Genomic DNA, 16580 nt, shown 5'->3' on the forward strand with positions numbered 1-16580 from the left:
CCCTCAGTCTCGCGCCACCCCCAGCTCCCTGCCTTCCCCCATGACCGCGAGGGCTCCGTCCCGGTCCGTCCGCAGCACCACGGCGCCCCCGGCCCGCAGTGCGGCGACCGTGCTGGGGGCGGGGTGGCCGTACATGTTGTGCTCCCCGCAGCTGATCAGCGCGATCCGCGGAGCCACCCTGCGCATCAGCTCCGGGTCCTGGTACGCCGAACCGTGATGGGCCACCTTGAGCACGTCCACACCGCCGATCAGCGCACCCTCCGGCGATCTCAACAGCGCCTGCTGGGCCGGGGGTTCGAGGTCCCCGAGCAGCAGCAGCCGCAGCCCGCCCGACCTGGCCAGCAGGGCGACGCTGGCGTCGTTCGGGCCGTCCGGATCAGGCGCCGGGCCGGGCGGGGGCCACAGCACCTGCCAGGAGAGCGAGCCGGTCCGGCGCTGCTCCCCGGCCACGGCCCGGGTGAGCGGGATGTGGCGCGCCGCCGCCTCCTTCCGCACGAACCGGACCTGGTCCGCGGGTTCCTCGAAGCCCGTCGTCTCGATCGCGCCGACCGAACGTCCGCGCAGCACGCCGGGCAGCCCGGCCACATGGTCGGCGTGGAAGTGGGTGAGCACGACCAGGGGGATCCTGGTGATGCCGAGGGTGCGCAGGCAGTGGTCGACGAGCGTGGGATCGGGCCCGGCGTCCACCACCACCCCGCTGCCGTCACCCGCCGCGAGGACCGTCGCGTCGCCCTGCCCCACGTCGCACATGGCGAACCGCCACCCCGTCGGCGGCCACCCCGTGATCACTCTGGTCAGCGGTGGCGGCTGCACGACGACGAGCACGAGCAGCACCCCGCAGGCAGCACACCACCACGGACGTCTCAGCAACCGTCGGCCGATCAGCAGCACGGTCAGCGTGACCAGGGCGAGCAGCCCCGCCCCGCTCCAGCTGCCCGGCCAGTCCACTCCCCCGCCGGGCAGGGCGGCCCCCGTCCGGGCGATGCCCGCGATCCAGCCCGCGGGCCAACTCGCGCACCAGGCCAGCGCCTTGGCCACCGGCATCAGCACGGGCGCCGTCGCCAGCGCCGCGAAGCCCAGCACGGTGGCGGGTGCCACCGCGATCTCGGCGAGCAGATTGCACGGCACCGCCACCAGACTCACCCGCGCCGACAGCACGGCGACGACGGGCGCGCACAGCGCCTGTGCCGCGGCCGCGGCGGCCAGCCCCTCGGCGAGCCTCGGCGGGACCCGGCGCCTTCGCAGGGCCTCGCTCCAGCGGGGCGCGAGCGTGAGCAGGGCGCCGGTGGCCAGTACGGAGAGCAGGAAGCCGTAACTGCGGGCCAGCCACGGGTCGTACAGCACGAGGACCAGGACCGCCGTCGCCAGCGCCGGGATGAGCGATCTGCGGCGTCCGGTGGCCAGGGCCAGCAGGACGACGGCCCCGCAGGCCGCGGCCCGCAGCACACTCGGATCCGGTCTGCACACGATCACGAAGGCGAGGGTGAGGGCTCCCGCGAGCAGCGCGGTCGTCCTGAGCGGGATGCCGAGCCGGGGTGCGAGTCCGCGGCGCTCCACCATTTGGGCCGTGCCTGCCGGCCCGATGAGCAGGGCGAGGATGATCGTGAGGTTGCTCCCGGACACGGCGAGCGTGTGGGCGAGGTCGGTCTCCTTGAAGGCCTCGTCCAGCTCCGGGGTGATCCGCGAGGTGTCCCCGACGACCAGGCCGGGCAGCAACGCCCTGGCGTCCGCCGGCAGCCCCTCGGTCGCCTCCCGCAGACCGGCCCGCAACCGCCCCGCGAACCGCTGCACCCCCGACGGCCCGTCCACCACCTCCGGCGCGGTCCTGCCCCGCACCCGCAGCACGGCGGCCACCCGGTCGCCCTCGACCGCCGGGGGCGCCAACCGCGCAACGACCCGGACCCGCGTGGAGGGCAACAGCTCGAGCCAGGGAGATCGTGGTGGCCCCTCGGCGGAGGTCTCCTTTCCGGAACCATGTGTGCCCGCGTCGACGATGACCAGCACGGGCGTCCGGGTCACCACCGCCGCACCGCCCGCCTCCTCCACCCGCCGGACCTCCCCCTCGATCAGTACGGAGGCCCGGGCGACATGGTCCCCGCTGATCCGGGGCCGGCTGACGCGTGGGTCGGAGCCGACCTCGACCTCGGCGGTCACGGTGGCGTACCTCCGTGCCAGTTCGGGCACGGGGCCTCGCCGGACGTCGGCACCGTGCAGCCCCGCGGACACGGCGGCCGCGGCGACGCAGAGCAGGACGGCGGCGACGGAGACCCGCGGCCACGCCCCACGCGCCGGCCGGCCACCCGCCCGCGAAGCCCTGTCCGCGGGCACGGGCCCGGGCGCTGATTGCTCGGACACCGGGCCGCCACCACCGCCGTGGTTGCCACCGGCGGGAGCGCGGATCGCCCGCGGGTCGTCGGCCGGAGCACCGCCGCCCCGCCGGCCACCGCCGGAGCCTCCACCCCGGGCGCCGCCACCGCCCCACCCCTGCCCACCGCGGCTTCCTCCGCCGTCCGCTCCCCGTCCCCTTACGAGCAGCAGCACACCGGCCGCGAGGAGGCACACCACCGCCGTGCTCATGACCCACGCGGTCGTCGCGTCCAGCATCACCGCGGCCGTCGCCCAGACCGCGAGCGCGGGCGGTACGAGGCGCAGGTCCGTCGGCCCTTCCTGTCGGGGGTGGGCGGCTCCGAGCCGTCCCGAGGAGGCGGCGTGGACGGCCGCGCGCCCGGCCTGCATATCGGGAGCGCGCCTCATGGCCGTACGAGATTCCGGAGATCGGCGAAACGGCGGTCGCCGATGCCGTTGACCTCGCGCAGTTCGTCGACCGAGCGGAAGCCGCCGTGCCGGGTGCGGTAGTCGACGATGTGCTGGGCCAGTACGGGGCCGACGTCCGGCAGGGTGTCGAGCTGGTCCACGGTGGCGGTGTTGAGCGGGACCGGAGCGGCGGGTGCCGCACCCGCCGCCGGACCGGCCGGACCACCGGCCGCCGCAGCGGGCGCCGGGGCGGCGGGGCCGCCGACGACCACCTGCTCCCCGTCCACGAGGAAGCGGGCCCGGTTCAGCCCGTCGGTGCTCGTGCCGGGACGCACCCCACCGGCCGCGCGCAACGCATCGACGACGCGTGAACCCGCGGGCAGGCGATGAATCCCCGGCTCGCGGACCTTGCCGCTGACGTCCACGACGATCTCGGCCCCGGTCGTGCCTGCGGCACTCGGCGCCCCGAGCGAAGCCTCCGGCCCTGGCCGCTCGCTCCCCTTCCGCTCGCCGAAGGGAGCGGCCGCCCGCACCACTTCGGGTGCCCGCACGGACTGGGTCCGCCCGGCCCAGAAGTGCTGGACGGCGAACACCGCGGCAACGACGAGCAGTGCCGTGAGCGCGACCACGCTCCGCCGCTCAAGCCCGCACCTCGCCTGCAGCCACAGCGGCATCCGCTCGCGCAGCGCAAGCCCCGCCCGCATACGCCAGGCCTCCGCGGACCGGTGATCGTCCGGGCGCTCGGCGGCCACCCCGCCCACGGGATGGTTGCTCCCCTCGACGGTCGCGAGCGGCGGTCCTGCTCCCGACTCCCGCCATTCCCCCGCCCGTTCGGGGAACAGCACCTGCGCACGCTGTCGGAGTTCCTCTGCCGGTGCATGCCGGGCCCGGCTGCGGGCCATGGGGCGACGATGACGGATCCGGCCGTCGGAGGCGGGGCTGCGCCCCGGGCCACTGGTCGCGGTCGCCGTGCGTGAACGTGATCGAAGTGCCATGCCACGACGATGGGGCACTCCGCCACCATCGCGATGATCTTGCTCAATTCCCGGGGACTACCCACCAGTTGTGGATAACTTCGCCCCTCACACGGGTGAAAGCGCGGGGCGCGCCGCCGTCACCGCGGCGAGACCACGACACCCAGCAGCCCGGGCCCGGTGTGCGCCCCGATCACCGCGCCGACCTCGCTCACATGCAGGTCGGCCAGCCCGGGCACCCGCGCCCTGAGCCGGTCGGCGAGGGCCGACGCCCGCTCGGGGGCGGCGAGATGGTGGACGGCGATGTCCACCTGGGCGCTGCCCGCGCGGTCCGCCACGATCTCCTCGAGCCGGGCGATCGCCCTCGACGCCGTGCGGACCTTCTCCAGGAGTTCGATACGGCCGCCGTCCAGCTGCAGCAGCGGCTTCACGGCGAGCGCCGAGCCCAGCAGCGCCTGTGCGGCACCGATCCGGCCACCCCGGCGCAGATAGTCGAGGGTGTCGACGTAGAAGTAGGCGGACGTGCCGGAAGCCCGCTTCTCCGCGGCCGTGACGGCCTCGTCCACCGTGCCGCCCGCCTCCGCCGCCTCGGCCGCGGCGAGCGTGCAGAACCCGAGCGCCATCGCGACCGCCCCGGTGTCCACCACCCGCACCGGCACCGGTGCCTCACGTGCCGCGAGGACCGCCGCGTCGTACGTGCCCGACAGTTCGGCGGAGAGATGGAGGGAGACGATGCCGGTGGCGCCGGACTCGGCGACCTTGCGGTAGGTCTCGGCGAAGAGCTGGGGGCTGGGGCGCGAGGTGGTGACGGGCCGCCGCTTCTGGAGTGCCTGGGCCAGGGAGCGCGTCGAGATCTCGGTGCCCTCGTCCAGTGCCTGGTCGCCGAGGACCACGGTCAGGGGCACCGCTGTGATGCCGTGGCGCTCCATCGTCCGCGGCGGCAGGTAGGCCGTTGAATCGGTGACGATCGCGACATGGCGGGACATGAGCTGGAGGTTACCTGCCGTAGCGCCGGGACGGCAGCCCGGCCCCTCTCACCTGGTCTGCCCTTGACCGGATCAAGTAGTGCTCTCGGGGCGGGGTTTCTTCTGCCAGGGGTAGGCGGGGCGCCGTCCCGGCGGGGTGATGGCGGGCTGCGCCGGCTCCTCGGCAGTGCGGGACCGGGGCCCGTCGGGCCAGGTCTGCCGGGATGCGTCGGCGTCGGCGGCGGGGGCCTCGGGCCACGGCGGCGGGCCCGCCGCCGGTTCCGCTTTCGTCCAGTGCCGCAGGGCTCCCGCCTCGACGTCTATCTGGGCGCTCAGCGTTTCCAGGTCGTCGTCGGCGAAGCGGCGGGCCCGGTCGCGGGCCGCCCAGCGCAGTGCGTCCGCCGACTGCACGATGCGCTCGGTGCGCTCCCGAAGGGCGGGCAGCCGTTCGGCGAGCGTCGTGCGGTCCGGCTCGGCCTCCAGGCGCTTGAGATCGCCGTCCAGTTCGTGTCCGTGCGCGCTGAGGCGCTCGAAGAGGCCGAGCGACTCCTTGAGGGACTCGTCCTCGGCCACGCCCGCGTGCAGCGCGTCCTGTGTGGCACGCATCGACGTGCGCAGCTTCAGCCGCAGCTGGGCCAGTTCGCCCGCGGCTCCGGGCTGGGCGAAGGACTTGGCCCGCAGGGTGTGGTCCTCGACCGTGCGGCGGGCCTGGGTGATCGTGCGGTCCACGCCGCGCTTGGCGGCGCCGACGGCCTTCACCGTCGCATAGGCGCCGAGTACCAGGAAGAGCACGAAGAGCAGGGCGAACACTGCGATCACTGCTTCCACCGCTCCTCCTCCGACGGTCGCGACACACCCCGCGTCGCTTCTTCCACGGTAAACGAGGCGGGCAGGCCCGGGGTTCCAGAAGAACCCCGAACCTGCCCGTAGGGGACTACCCCGAGGCGCTCACGCCCCGGCCGTCCGCGGTGCCTACGCGGGAACGATGTTGACCAGCTTCGGCGCCCGCACGATCACCTTGCGGATCCCGGCGCCGTCCAGCGCGGCGACGACCTTCTCGTCGGCCAGCGCGACCTTCTCCAGCTCCTCCTCGGAGATGGCCGGCGAGACCTCCAGCCGCGCCTTGACCTTGCCCTTGATCTGCACCACGCAGGTCACGGACTCGTCGACCACGTACGCCGGGTCGGCGACCGGCAGGTCCTGGTGGACCACCGAGTCGGTGTGGCCCAGCTTGTGCCACAGCTCCTCGGCGATGTGCGGGGCCAGCGGGGCCACCAGCAGCACCAGGGCCTCGGCGACGGAGCGCGGTACCGGGCCACCCGCCTTGGTCAGGTGGTTGTTCAGCTCGGTGATCTTGGCGATGGCGGTGTTGAAGCGCAGGCCCTCCAGGTCCTGGCGCACGCCGTCGATCGCCTTGTGCAGGGCGCGCAGCGTCTCCACGTCGATGTCGGCGTCCGCGACGTCGACGACGGTGACCTCGCCGGTCGTCTCGTCGACGATGTTGCGCCACAGCCGCTGCAGCAGCCGGAACTGGCCCACCACCGCGCGCGTGTCCCACGGCCGCGACACGTCCAGCGGGCCCATCGCCATCTCGTACAGGCGCAGGGTGTCGGCGCCGTACTCGGCGGCGATCTCGTCCGGAGTGACCGCGTTCTTCAGGGACTTGCCCATCTTGCCCAGCAGCCGGGAGACCTTCTCGCCCTGGTAGTAGTAGGCGCCGTCGCGCTCCTCCACCTCGGCGGCCGGCACCGCGATGCCACGGCTGTCCCGGTAGACGTAGGCCTGGATCATGCCCTGGTTGAACAGCTTGTGGAACGGCTCCGCGGAGGAGACGTGCCCCAGGTCGTACAGGACCTTGGACCAGAAGCGCGCGTACAGCAGGTGCAGCACGGCGTGCTCGGCGCCGCCCACGTACAGGTCGACGCCGCCGTGCGGCTGACCTTCGCGCGGGCCCATCCAGTACTGCTCGATCTCGGGGTCGACCAGCTGCTCGCTGTTGTGCGGGTCCAGGTAGCGCAGCTCGTACCAGCAGGAACCGGCCCAGTTGGGCATGGTGTTGGTCTCGCGGCGGTACCGCTTCGGACCGTCGCCCAGGTCCAGCGTGACGTTGACCCAGTCCTCGTTGCGGGACAGCGGCGTCTCCGGGGACGTGTTCGCGTCGTCCGGGTCGAAGGTGCGCGGCGAGTAGTCCTCGACCTCCGGCAGCTCCAGCGGCAGCATCGACTCGGGCAGCGCGTGGGCGATGCCGTCCTCGTCGTAGACGATCGGGAAGGGCTCGCCCCAGTAGCGCTGGCGGCTGAACAGCCAGTCGCGCAGACGGAAGTTGACGGTGCCCTCGCCGATGCCCTTGCGCGCCAGCCACTCGGTGATGCGCGCCTTGGCCTCGACGACGCCCAGGCCGTCCAGACGGACACCCTCGCCGACGGAGTTGACGATCTTCGCGTCGTAGGAGACGAAGGCCTCGTCCCAGGTGGACGTGTCCGTGCCGCGGCCGTCGGTCGGCTCGACGACGCAGTTGATCGGCAGCTCGAAGGCGCGCGCGAACTCGAAGTCACGGCTGTCGTGCGCCGGTACGGCCATGATCGCGCCGGTGCCGTAGCCCATCAGGACGTAGTCGGCGATGAAGACGGGGACCTGCTCGCCGTTGACCGGGTTGGTCGCGTACGCGCCGATGAAGACGCCGGTCTTGTCCTTGGCCTCGGCCTGCCGCTCGACGTCGGACTTCGAGGCGGCCTGGGCGCGGTAGTCCGCGACGGCCTCGGCGGGGGTGGCGTGACCGCCGGTCCACACCTCGTGCGTGCCCTCCGGCCAGGCGGCCGGGGTGAACTTCTCGACCAGCGGGTGCTCGGGGGCCAGCACCATGTAGGTCGCGCCGAACAGGGTGTCCGGGCGGGTGGTGAAGACCGTGATGCGCTCGCCGTCGATCGGGAAGTCGACGCGGGCGCCCTCGGAGCGGCCGATCCAGTTGCGCTGCTGCAGCTTGATGGCCTCGGGCCAGTCCAGCGCCTCCAGGTCGTCCAGCAGCCGGTCGGCGTAGGCGGTGATGCGCATGTTCCACTGGCGCAGCTTGGCCTTGAAGACCGGGAAGTTGCCGCGCTCGGAGCGGCCGTCGGCGGTGACCTCCTCGTTGGCCAGCACGGTGCCCAGGCCGGGGCACCAGTTGACCGGCGCGTCGGAGGCGTACGCCAGGCGGAACTCGCTCAGGACGTCGGCACGCTCCGTGGCGCTCAGCTCGTGCCACGCGCGCGTGTGGCCCGGTACGGCGCGCTCACCGGTCTCGAACTGGGCGATCAGCTCGGAGATCGGGCGGGCCTTGTTCGCCTCTTCGTCGTACCAGGAGTTGAAGATCTGCAGGAAGATCCACTGGGTCCACTTGTAGTAGTCCGGGTCGATCGTGGCGAACGACCGGCGCCTGTCGTGGCCCAGTCCCAGCCGGCGCAGCTGGGCCTTCATGTTCTCGATGTTGGCCTCGGTGGAGACCCGCGGGTGCGTGCCGGTCTGCACGGCGTACTGCTCGGCGGGCAGGCCGAAGGCGTCGAAGCCCAGGGTGTGCAGGACGTTGTGGCCGGTCATGCGCTGGAAGCGTGCGAAGACGTCGGTGGCGATGTACCCCAGGGGGTGGCCGACGTGCAGGCCCGCACCCGAGGGGTACGGGAACATGTCCATGATGAACTTCTTGGGCCGGGCGACGACCTCGGGGTCACCGGCCAGGTCACCCTTGGGGTTCGGCGCCGCGTACGTGCCCTCGGCGTCCCAGAAGTCCTGCCAGCGTGCCTCGATCTCGGCCGCGACGGCGGCCGTGTAGCGGTGCGGCGCTGCCGCCTCGGCGGCGGCAGCGGGGTTCGTCTCGCTCATGATCCTTAAGCTCCATCGATCGTCTCTGCCAGCAGCGGTGTCGTTCGAGAAACGAAAAATCCCCTCGCACAGGAGGGGACGCCGCGCCGATTCCGACCATCCGATTCGCCCGGTGGTCGGGACTGATCAGCGCGGCCCGCTAAGCAGAAGGCGTACAGCACGCATGGCGTTAGGGTACCGCAGCGCTTGAGCACGATGCGACGCGCTTCCGTATGGCTCCTTGGTACCACTGTCACCACCCGACAAAAGCTGAACCAAGGTCAAAAGTTACTTCGCGTAACACCCACTACCGGGACATCGCAGCGAGCGCGTTGTCCTTAGATAACAACGCAATAACTCAAACCTCGTACCGATCGGTATGGAGCCACTTAGAGTTCGGCAGCGGGACCGCCTTCCCGAAACTGCTTCGGAGTTGCCCCCATGAACCCTCGTCGTAGTAACACCTCGCTCCCCAGGCCGGGCCGGTCGGCCTATGGGGTGGCGTCGGCTGTCGTACTGCTGCTCATACCCGTCGTCGTGCTGCTCGGAGGCGAGTGGCTGCAACAGTTCCTGAACTTCGGTGCGGGCGTCCTCTCGCTCGTCTGCCTCACCTGCTCGGTGATCTGGGGACTGGTGGCCCAGGACCGGCTCATCCTGAACACGCGCCAGCGGATCATCGCCCAGGGCATCCACCGGGTGACGGCCGTCGGCTCGATCGCGTTCCTGCTGGTGCACATCACCGTCAAGCTGGCCCTGGACCACACGGTGCTGATCGCCGCGCTGATCCCCTTCAGCCTCGGCGTCAAGGGCAGCGCGGGACTCATCGGTCTCGGCTCGCTGGCCGGACTGCTCATGATCTTCGTGGGCATCACCGGCGCCCTGCGCAACCAGTTCGCCTCCCCGGCACCGGTCGCGGCGCGCTGGCGCGCCATGCACGCACTGGCCTACCCGGCCTGGTGCTCGGCGCTGGTCCACGGCCTGTTCGCGGGCCGCGCGGCGAAGCCGTTCTTCATGATCTCCTACGAGCTGTGCCTGGTCGCGGTGGCCGCCGCGCTCGCCCTGCGGGCCGCTCCCCGGCCGTTCAAGCGCAAGGTCGCCGACCGGCTGGCCGCCCTCCTGGGCAACGAGCCGGGCTCGGCCCGCGCCGAGGAGCTGGAAGCGAGCCGCGCACGGGTCGGCGAGACCTCCTCCGCACTGCCGGGCTACGAGAACGCGCGGGCGCCGAAGCCGTCCCCCGCCGACACGACGACCACGCCCGCGGCGCCCTACTACGACGCTCCTGCCGCCCGCACGATGACCCCGGAGCCCGCGGGCGGCTTCGCGGCCGCCTACCGCGCGGTCACGCCGCAGCAGCGCGGCCGGCAGTCCTACGCCGACCAGACCGCCCGCATGGACCTGCCCATGGACATGCAGCCCACGGAGTCCATCCCGCGCACGGACGGCAGCACCTCGGGCAGCTGGCCGGTCCCCTCGCCGCCGCCGGTCGGCGAGGCGCCCCCGTCGGCGTACGACCCGATGCAGGACACCGGATACAACATCCCGGCCTATGGCAATCCGGGCACCGCGGGGTATGGCGGAAGTGACATGTACGACACCGGTGAGACAAACACCCTCTACGGCACGTACAACCCGAACGACACGTACAACAGCGGTCCCGCCAGTGAACCAATGCCCGGTGCCTCCTTCGACGCGCCGGGTTCGGGCGAACCTTGGAACACGCCTTCCGGAGGCTATAGGTGAACGAGGCCCTGCCCGACGTCCCAGAAGTCCGCGTGGTCGGACTTCCGCAGCTCACGTCAGGCTTCGACCTTGTCGAAAGACTCGATCTGCCCATGCACCTCAAGGTGCACGGGCCGCTCGAACCGCTCGGTGGCGAGCAGCTCGCGAAGCTCGCCGAGAACATCAACCTGAAGGGCCGCGGCGGCGCGGGCTTCCCCTTCCACAAGAAGCTGCGCTCGGTCGCCGAAGCGGCGATCAAGCGCGGCGTACGGCCGGTCGTCGTCGTCAACGGAAGCGAGGACGAGCCGGCCTGCCGCAAGGACACGGTCCTGATCAACCGTGCCCCGCACCTCATCCTGGACGGCGCTCTGCTGGTCGCGGAGGCGCTGGGTGCCCGCACGCTCGTGGTGGGGGTCACCCGTGAGTCAACGCAGCGCTCGATGGAGGCCGCGCTCGCCGAACGCGGCCTGAGCAACGGCCGCCGCTCGGTTCTACGCGCGCGCGTGCAGCGCAATCCCATCCGCATGGTGACCGGAGCGGCCGCCTCGCTGATCCGCTCCATCGACGGCGGCCCGGCGATCCCGCCCGGCCGCAAGGTCAGCGCCTCCCAGAACGGCGTCGGCGGCGCACCGACCCTGCTGTCGAACGCCGAGACCTTCGCCCAGCTGGCGATCGCCGCCCGCATCGGCCCGGAGCGCTACGGCAACACCGGTCTGTACGACGAGCCGGGCACCGTCATGCTCACGGTCTCCGGCGCTGTCGCCCGCCCCATGGTGATCGAGGTCCCCACGGGCGTCCCGCTGCGCTACGTCCTCCAGCTCGCCGGCGCCCCGCCGGTGCCCCAAGGCGTGCTGACGGGCGGCTACCACGGCAAGTGGATCGACGCGGCGACGGTCAACGAGGCGATCGTCTCCCGCAACTCCCTGGACGCGGTGGGCGGTGCGCTGGGCGCCGGCGCGATCCTGCCGATCAGTCAGGAGACCTGCCCGCTGGGCGAGTCGCTGCGCGTGGCGCAGTGGCTGGCCGAGGAGAGCGCGGGACAGTGCGGTCCCTGCTACCTCGGTCTGCCCGCTGCGGCGCGGGGCATGGCGGACATCCTCAACGGCGGCGGCCCGGCCGCGCTTGAGGCGCTCAAGCAGGTCGCCAAGAACGTGAAGCGGCGCGGCGCGTGCTCGCACCCGGACGGCTCCGCGATGTTCCTGGAGTCGACCATCAAGGCGTTCACCGACGACCTGGCCGCGCACGTCCTCGGAAACGGCTGCGGAAGGCCCGTGGAAGGCGTTCTGCCGCTCTTCGAGGGCGGTCAGATGCCCACGGGTATCCCGGGCGGCGGCGAGCCCGTGGAGAACGGCCCCAGCCGTCAGAAGATCTACGTCGACTGGACGCTGTGCCGGGGCCACGGGCTGTGCGCGGACATCCTCCCGGAGGTGTTCGAACTCGGCGCCGACGGCTTCCCGACCGTCGCCCAGGCCCAGGTGCCGCGCTACGCGGAGGCCAAGGCCCTGCGCGCCGTGCGCCGTTGCCCGGCGCTGGCCCTGCGCATCGAGGAGGAGACGCCCAGGGACCGGGCGCCCTCCCGCAACCTGCCGGTCCTCTCGCAGGGCCGCGGGCGGCGCGCGCTGGGCCGCTGAGCCGACGTCAGGAAGGGGCCGTCCGCACCGGGCGGCCCCTTTCCGCGCAACTGCCCCCGAATACACGAAGATCCCGCCGGATCGAATCGATCCGGCGGGATCTTGATTGTGGAGCTAAGGAGAATTGAACTCCTGACCTCCTGCATGCCATGCAGGCGCTCTACCAACTGAGCTATAGCCCCTTGCTTGGTCCTCCGGGGTTTCCCCCGGCGGCGACGCCAACATTACACGGTCCACCGGGTGGAACACCAAATCGTTTCCGTCGGCCCCGGGCAGGGCCGACGGCGTCAAGCGGTGACGAAGGAGTAGAACCGCTTGAGCGTGCAGTGCTCCTCCAGGAGGCGGCCGTAGATCGGCTCGCCCTCCAGCTCGCGGTACGTCTCGATCGGGTCGCCCTTTATGATCAGCGCCCGCGCGCATTCCTCGCACCAGTACTGGTAGTCGGGGTTGACCGGCTCCATGTCGCGGACGATCGGCGTACCGCTGCCGCACCAGTCGCACTTTCGCCTGTGTGCACCCATCGATCAGCTCCAGCTGTGGCCGCAGGCCGTGCACACGTAGGAGATTCCGCCGTTGTCGCCGAGAACTTGGGCGACATGGAGGGAACCGCAGGAAGGGCAGCTCAGACGGGTGACCGTGTCCCGTGTCGACGCCGCTTCGAGGAGGTGGCCGACCTCCTCGAGGATGCTCGCAGGCATCACTGCTCCCTCCCGTCGGGCCGCGCTCCCTTCCGGCCGTTTGATTCTGCCACGGCCGGACCAATACGGTCAGCGACGCCTCAGTACCAGTCCGGACACGGCGCCTTCGCAGAGGTATACGCCTGCGGGGCCGAAGTGACTCAAGTCGGTTCAGGAACGCGAAGATCCCGCCCCCTGCGGGGACGGGATCTTCGTCGAGCGATCTGTGGAGCTAAGGAGAATTGAACTCCTGACCTCCTGCATGCCATGCAGGCGCTCTACCAACTGAGCTATAGCCCCTCGTGCGTCCCGCTGCTTGGCGGGGCGAACGAGTAGAACTCTAGCCTGCGACCTGCCGGAAAGTGAAATCCGGGTGTGCGGGCCGCCGGGAGGTCAGTCGTCGTCGCCGAGCACCGGCTCCGGGAGGGTGCCGGCGTTGTGCTCCAGCAGGCGCCAGCCGCGGGCGCCCTCGCCCAGGACGGACCAGCAGCAGTTGGAGAGACCGCCCAGGCTCTCCCAGTGGCGGGCCTCCAGGCCCAGGAGGCGTCCGATGGTGGTGCGGATCGTCCCGCCGTGGCTGACCACGACGAGCGTGCCGTCGTCGGGGAGCTTCTCCGCGTGCCGCAGCACCACGGGGGCGGCGCGCTCGGCCACCTCGGTCTCCAGTTCGCCGCCGCCGCGGCGGACCGGCTCACCGCGCTTCCAGGCGGCGTACTCCTCGCCGTAGCGCTCGATGATCTCCTCGTGCGTCAGGCCCTGCCAGACGCCCGCGTAGGTCTCGCGCAGGCCCTCCTCGTGGGTGACCTCCAGGCCGGTGAGCACGGCGAGCTCGGCCGCCGTGTTCGCGGCGCGCTGGAGGTCGGAGGCGACGATCGCGTGGGGCTTGAGGGAGACGAGCAGCCGGGCGGCGCGGCGGGCCTGGGCGAGGCCCGCCTCGGTGAGTGCGACGTCCGTGGTGCCCTGGAAGCGGCGCTCCACGTTCCAGGAGGTCTGGCCGTGGCGCCACAGGATGACGCGGCGGCCGCGGCCCGTCCGGCCGGCGGACACCTCACCGGTGGCGCTCATCACCACTCACCGCCCAGGTCGGCCGCCTCCTCGGCAGCCTGCAGCTTGGCGTGCTCCTCGGCCTTGCCGCGGGTGGCCTTCGCGTCGGCGGGCAGCTCCAGCTCGGGGCAGTCCTTCCACAGCCGCTCCAGGGCGTAGAAGACGCGCTCCTCGCTGTGCTGGACGTGGACGACGATGTCGACGTAGTCGAGGAGGACCCAGCGGGCCTCGCGGTCGCCCTCGCGGCGCACCGGCTTGGCGCCGAGCTCCTTGTTGAGCCGCTCCTCGATCTCGTCGACGATCGACTTGACCTGGCGGTCGTTGGGTGCGGAGGCCAGCAGGAAGGCGTCCGTGATCGACAGGACGTCGCTGACGTCGTAGGCGATGATGTCGTGCGCGAGCTTGTCGGCGGCCGCCTGCGCGGCGGTGGTGATGAGCTCGAGAGAGCGGTCAGTGGCGGTCACTACGTGGCTTTCCGGTCGGCGGTCACTTGACACCAAGGGTCTCACGGACCGCCGACAGCACCCCACGTGATTAAGGGATCACGTGGGGCGGCTGTGGCCGGCTAGGACGAGGACGGCTTGTAGTTCTGTCCGAGGATCACGGAGACGTTCGCGTTCCCGGCGGTCTTGCCCTTGGTGACCGAGGTGGCGGGCAGGCCCAGGGTCTTGGCGACCTCGGCGGCGTTCTCCTTGTCGGCGGCGTCGGTGTAGACGACCTTGGACGTGGCCGAGGGGGCCGGGGCCGTGCCGCCCTCCAGGAAGGTGAAGCCTCCGTTGAGAAGGACCACGCGGGCCTTCTCTGTGTTGTCCTTCACACCGCTGGCGTTCTGCACGGAGACCCGGACCCCGGAGCCCTGGTCGGGGCTCTTCGCGGCGCCGCCGAGGACGTCCTTGACCACACTGGCGCTTGCCTGCTCGCTCAGCGTGCCGTCGTTCTGGACCGGCAGCAGGGCGGTCTTGTAGTCGCCGCCCTTGGCGAGGTCGGCCAGCTTGGCCAGGAAGGTGCCGAGGTCCTTGTCGGTCAGGGAGGGGTCCAGGATCTGCGCCAGCGTCTGCACGGTGGTGGTCGCCGTCGTCGGGTCGGAGGACAGCTTGCGCAGCGTGCCCTGCATGACCTGGCCGAACCGCTCCAGCTGGGCGTTCTGGGCCTCGCCGGGGGCGCGGTAGGTGGCGTAGGCGACGGCCATCTTGCCGCTGAGGGTCTGGTCCTTGCCCTTGTGCACGAGGGGCGCGCTGCCCTTCTTCGTGGCGGCCGGGTCGGGTACGTCGGCGTTGGTGTCGACGTCGATGCTGCCGACGAGGTCGACGAGGTTCTGCAGGTAGGGGGTGTCCAGCCGCCAGGTGCCCTCGATGTCGGTGCCGAGGACCGTGTCGAGGGCGTCGCGGGTGCCGGAGGAGCCGTCGTCCTCGACCGACTTGGCGAGGGTGGTGGTGTTGCCGTCGTCGTCGGTCAGGGCGAGGGAGTTGGGCAGCAGGACGGTGGTGGCCTGCTTGGTGGTGGTGTTGTCGACGAGCAGCGCCGTGGAGGTGCCGCCCTTCTTGGTGTTGTGCAGGTGGACGACGATCACATCGCGGTTCTGGGCGCCGGCGGCCGTCGCGGTGCCGCCCTTCTTGGAGTCGGGCGACGACAGGCCCGGCAGTTTCCCGGCGTACCAGAGGTAGCCGACGCCGCCCACCGCGACCAGCGCCAGGACGACGACGAGGGCGATCATGCGGCTGCGGGCGCGGCGCTTGGCCTCCTCGCGGCGCTCGGTGCGGTTCTCGGTGAAGTTCAGCCAGTCGATGACGTCCTCGGACTCGGCGTCCGGGTCCTCGACGAAGGCGAACTGCTCGGTGTGGTAGTCCCGTTCGGTCCGCGGTGGGGCCTTCTCGCTCGGGGCGGGCTCCGCCGGGCCGGCCTGCTGCGGGATGTAGGCGGTCTGCTCGGTGACGACCCGGGGCTGCTGACCGCTCGCCGCGGCCTGCCCGTAGGGGTCGTACGGCGTCCCGGGCGCGCCAGGGTGGTGCGAGCCGGTGCCGTAGGGGTCGTAGGAGGGCACGGGCGGCTGCTGGCCGGTGCCGTAGGGGTCGTACTGCTGCGGGACCGGCTGCTGACGGCCGGTGGCGTACGGGTCGTACCCGTAGCCCGGCTGCTGCCCGTACGGGTCGTACGGCTGCTGGGGAGCCTGCCCCGGCGCGGTCTGCCGGTAGACGGGCCGGCCGTACTCGTCGTAGCCGACGAGTTCGTACTGGTCCTCGTGGTCGCCGCCGTAGCCCGCGTCGTATCGGTCGTTCACCGGTGCCCCTCTCGGCTCACTCGCCGCGGTACAGCTCGCGCTTGTCGATGTAGCGCACGACTCCGTCCGGCACCATGTACCAGATGGGGTCTCCCTTGGCGACTCTCGCACGGCAGTCGGTGGAGGAGATGGCCAGCGCGGGAACCTCCACGAGAGAGACACCGCCTTCCGGGAGACCGTGGTCGGTCAGGTGGTGGCCGGGCCGGGTGCACCCGATGAAGTGCGCGAGGGAGAACAGCTCCGCGGTGTCCCGCCAGGTCAGCAGTTGGGCGAGGGCGTCGGCGCCGGTGATGAAGAACAGGTCCGTGTCCGGGTTGAGGGCGCGCAGGTCGCGCAGGGTGTCGACCGTGTAGGTGGGGCCGCCGCGGTCGATGTCGATGCGGCTCACCGAGAACTGCGGGTTCTCGGCGGTCGCGATGACCGTCATCAGATAGCGGTCCTCGGCCGGGGAGACATGGCGGTGGCTCTTCTGCCACGGCTGGCCCGTCGGGACGAACACCACCTCGTCCAGGTGGAACTGCGCGGCGACCTCACTGGCCGCCACGAGGTGCCCGTGGTGGATCGGATCGAAGGTTCCGCCCATGACGCCGAGGCGGCGCTTGCCCGGGTTCGACGGCCCGTTGCCGGGGCCGCCCGTCGGGCGGGGTTCCGTGCCGATCGTCGCGTCCTTCGCCGGACCGGTAGGCATGTCCTGCTCTCCCATG

Annotated in this window: 13 protein-coding genes and 2 tRNA genes; 2 read left to right on the forward strand and 13 right to left on the reverse strand. The window is 71.6% G+C overall.

What is annotated here, in order from left to right; all coding sequences use genetic code 11:
* Nucleotides 1–3 precede the first annotated feature (3 nt).
* From ABT254_RS18735 to leuS, 5 genes are all read right to left on the reverse strand, one after another.
* Nucleotides 4–2754, reverse strand: a complete 2751-nt coding sequence (locus tag ABT254_RS18735; protein ID WP_351470901.1) for a ComEC/Rec2 family competence protein — start codon at nucleotides 2752–2754, stop codon at nucleotides 4–6.
* A complete protein-coding gene (locus ABT254_RS18740) occupies nucleotides 2751–3749 on the reverse strand; it encodes a ComEA family DNA-binding protein (RefSeq protein ID WP_351470904.1) in 999 nt (332 codons plus the stop codon). The genes ABT254_RS18735 and ABT254_RS18740 overlap by 4 nt, the downstream gene beginning before the upstream one ends.
* Before the next feature lie 119 nt (nucleotides 3750–3868).
* Nucleotides 3869–4714, reverse strand: a complete 846-nt coding sequence (locus ABT254_RS18745; protein ID WP_351470906.1) for a DegV family protein — start codon at nucleotides 4712–4714, stop codon at nucleotides 3869–3871.
* A 72-nt stretch (nucleotides 4715–4786) separates the two neighbouring features.
* Nucleotides 4787–5521 (reverse strand): hypothetical protein, encoded by a 735-nt coding sequence (locus ABT254_RS18750; RefSeq protein WP_351470909.1) that lies wholly within the window; start codon nucleotides 5519–5521, stop codon nucleotides 4787–4789.
* A gap of 144 nt (nucleotides 5522–5665) precedes the next feature.
* Nucleotides 5666–8548, reverse strand: a complete 2883-nt coding sequence (gene leuS, locus ABT254_RS18755) for a leucine--tRNA ligase (protein WP_351470912.1) — start codon at nucleotides 8546–8548, stop codon at nucleotides 5666–5668.
* Between the two features lie 420 nt (nucleotides 8549–8968).
* Here leuS and ABT254_RS18760 point away from each other — a divergent pair, with 420 nt between their 5' ends.
* Together ABT254_RS18760 and ABT254_RS18765 are read left to right on the forward strand one after the other, a co-directional pair.
* Nucleotides 8969–10267: a ferric reductase-like transmembrane domain-containing protein gene (locus ABT254_RS18760; protein WP_351470915.1), complete on the forward strand. Its 1299-nt coding sequence runs from the start codon at nucleotides 8969–8971 to the stop codon at nucleotides 10265–10267.
* Nucleotides 10264–11877, forward strand: coding sequence for an NADH-quinone oxidoreductase subunit NuoF family protein (locus ABT254_RS18765; RefSeq protein WP_030934234.1), 1614 nt, complete (start codon nucleotides 10264–10266; stop codon nucleotides 11875–11877). The genes ABT254_RS18760 and ABT254_RS18765 overlap by 4 nt, the downstream gene beginning before the upstream one ends.
* Nucleotides 11878–11986: 109 nt before the next feature.
* Here ABT254_RS18765 and ABT254_RS18770 read toward each other — a convergent pair.
* From ABT254_RS18770 to nadD, 8 genes are all read right to left on the reverse strand, one after another.
* A tRNA-Ala gene (locus ABT254_RS18770) sits at nucleotides 11987–12059 on the reverse strand.
* 105 nt (nucleotides 12060–12164) lie between these two features.
* Nucleotides 12165–12398: a hypothetical protein gene (locus ABT254_RS18775; protein ID WP_003976229.1), complete on the reverse strand. Its 234-nt coding sequence runs from the start codon at nucleotides 12396–12398 to the stop codon at nucleotides 12165–12167.
* Nucleotides 12399–12401: 3 nt separating this feature from the next.
* Nucleotides 12402–12575 (reverse strand): hypothetical protein, encoded by a 174-nt coding sequence (locus ABT254_RS18780; RefSeq protein ID WP_344402459.1) that lies wholly within the window; start codon nucleotides 12573–12575, stop codon nucleotides 12402–12404.
* A 206-nt stretch (nucleotides 12576–12781) separates the two neighbouring features.
* Nucleotides 12782–12854 (reverse strand) — tRNA-Ala (locus tag ABT254_RS18785).
* Nucleotides 12855–12947: 93 nt separating this feature from the next.
* The gene (locus tag ABT254_RS18790) at nucleotides 12948–13619 is read right to left on the reverse strand and encodes a histidine phosphatase family protein (RefSeq protein WP_351470920.1); all 672 of its coding nucleotides are present in this window, start codon (nucleotides 13617–13619) and stop codon (nucleotides 12948–12950) included.
* Nucleotides 13619–14062: a ribosome silencing factor gene (gene rsfS, locus ABT254_RS18795; RefSeq protein ID WP_344402461.1), complete on the reverse strand. Its 444-nt coding sequence runs from the start codon at nucleotides 14060–14062 to the stop codon at nucleotides 13619–13621. Before rsfS ends, ABT254_RS18790 begins: the two co-directional genes overlap by 1 nt.
* A gap of 101 nt (nucleotides 14063–14163) precedes the next feature.
* Nucleotides 14164–15876, reverse strand: a complete 1713-nt coding sequence (locus ABT254_RS18800) for an LCP family protein (RefSeq protein ID WP_351470923.1) — start codon at nucleotides 15874–15876, stop codon at nucleotides 14164–14166.
* A gap of 16 nt (nucleotides 15877–15892) precedes the next feature.
* Nucleotides 15893–16579, reverse strand: a complete 687-nt coding sequence (gene nadD, locus ABT254_RS18805; RefSeq protein ID WP_351470926.1) for a nicotinate-nucleotide adenylyltransferase — start codon at nucleotides 16577–16579, stop codon at nucleotides 15893–15895.
* Nucleotide 16580: the final 1 nt, after the last annotated feature.

The sequence above is a fragment of the Streptomyces sp. NPDC001137 genome, from assembly GCF_040298885.1.
GTDB lineage: Bacteria > Actinomycetota > Actinomycetes > Streptomycetales > Streptomycetaceae > Streptomyces.

Excerpts from the sequence above, each read along its gene's own strand:
- ABT254_RS18735 (WP_351470901.1), bottom strand. The coding sequence starts at position 2,754 with ATGAGGCGCGCTCCCGATATGCAGGCCGGGCGCGCGGCCGTCCACGCC.
- ABT254_RS18740 (WP_351470904.1), bottom strand. The coding sequence starts at position 3,749 with ATGGCACTTCGATCACGTTCACGCACGGCGACCGCGACCAGTGGCCCG.
- ABT254_RS18745 (WP_351470906.1), bottom strand. The coding sequence starts at position 4,714 with ATGTCCCGCCATGTCGCGATCGTCACCGATTCAACGGCCTACCTGCCG.
- leuS (WP_351470912.1), bottom strand. The coding sequence starts at position 8,548 with ATGAGCGAGACGAACCCCGCTGCCGCCGCCGAGGCGGCAGCGCCGCAC.
- ABT254_RS18760 (WP_351470915.1), top strand. The coding sequence starts at position 8,969 with ATGAACCCTCGTCGTAGTAACACCTCGCTCCCCAGGCCGGGCCGGTCG.
- ABT254_RS18775 (WP_003976229.1), bottom strand. The coding sequence starts at position 12,398 with ATGGGTGCACACAGGCGAAAGTGCGACTGGTGCGGCAGCGGTACGCCG.
- ABT254_RS18780 (WP_344402459.1), bottom strand. The coding sequence starts at position 12,575 with ATGCCTGCGAGCATCCTCGAGGAGGTCGGCCACCTCCTCGAAGCGGCG.
- ABT254_RS18790 (WP_351470920.1), bottom strand. The coding sequence starts at position 13,619 with ATGAGCGCCACCGGTGAGGTGTCCGCCGGCCGGACGGGCCGCGGCCGC.
- nadD (WP_351470926.1), bottom strand. The coding sequence starts at position 16,579 with ATGGGAGAGCAGGACATGCCTACCGGTCCGGCGAAGGACGCGACGATC.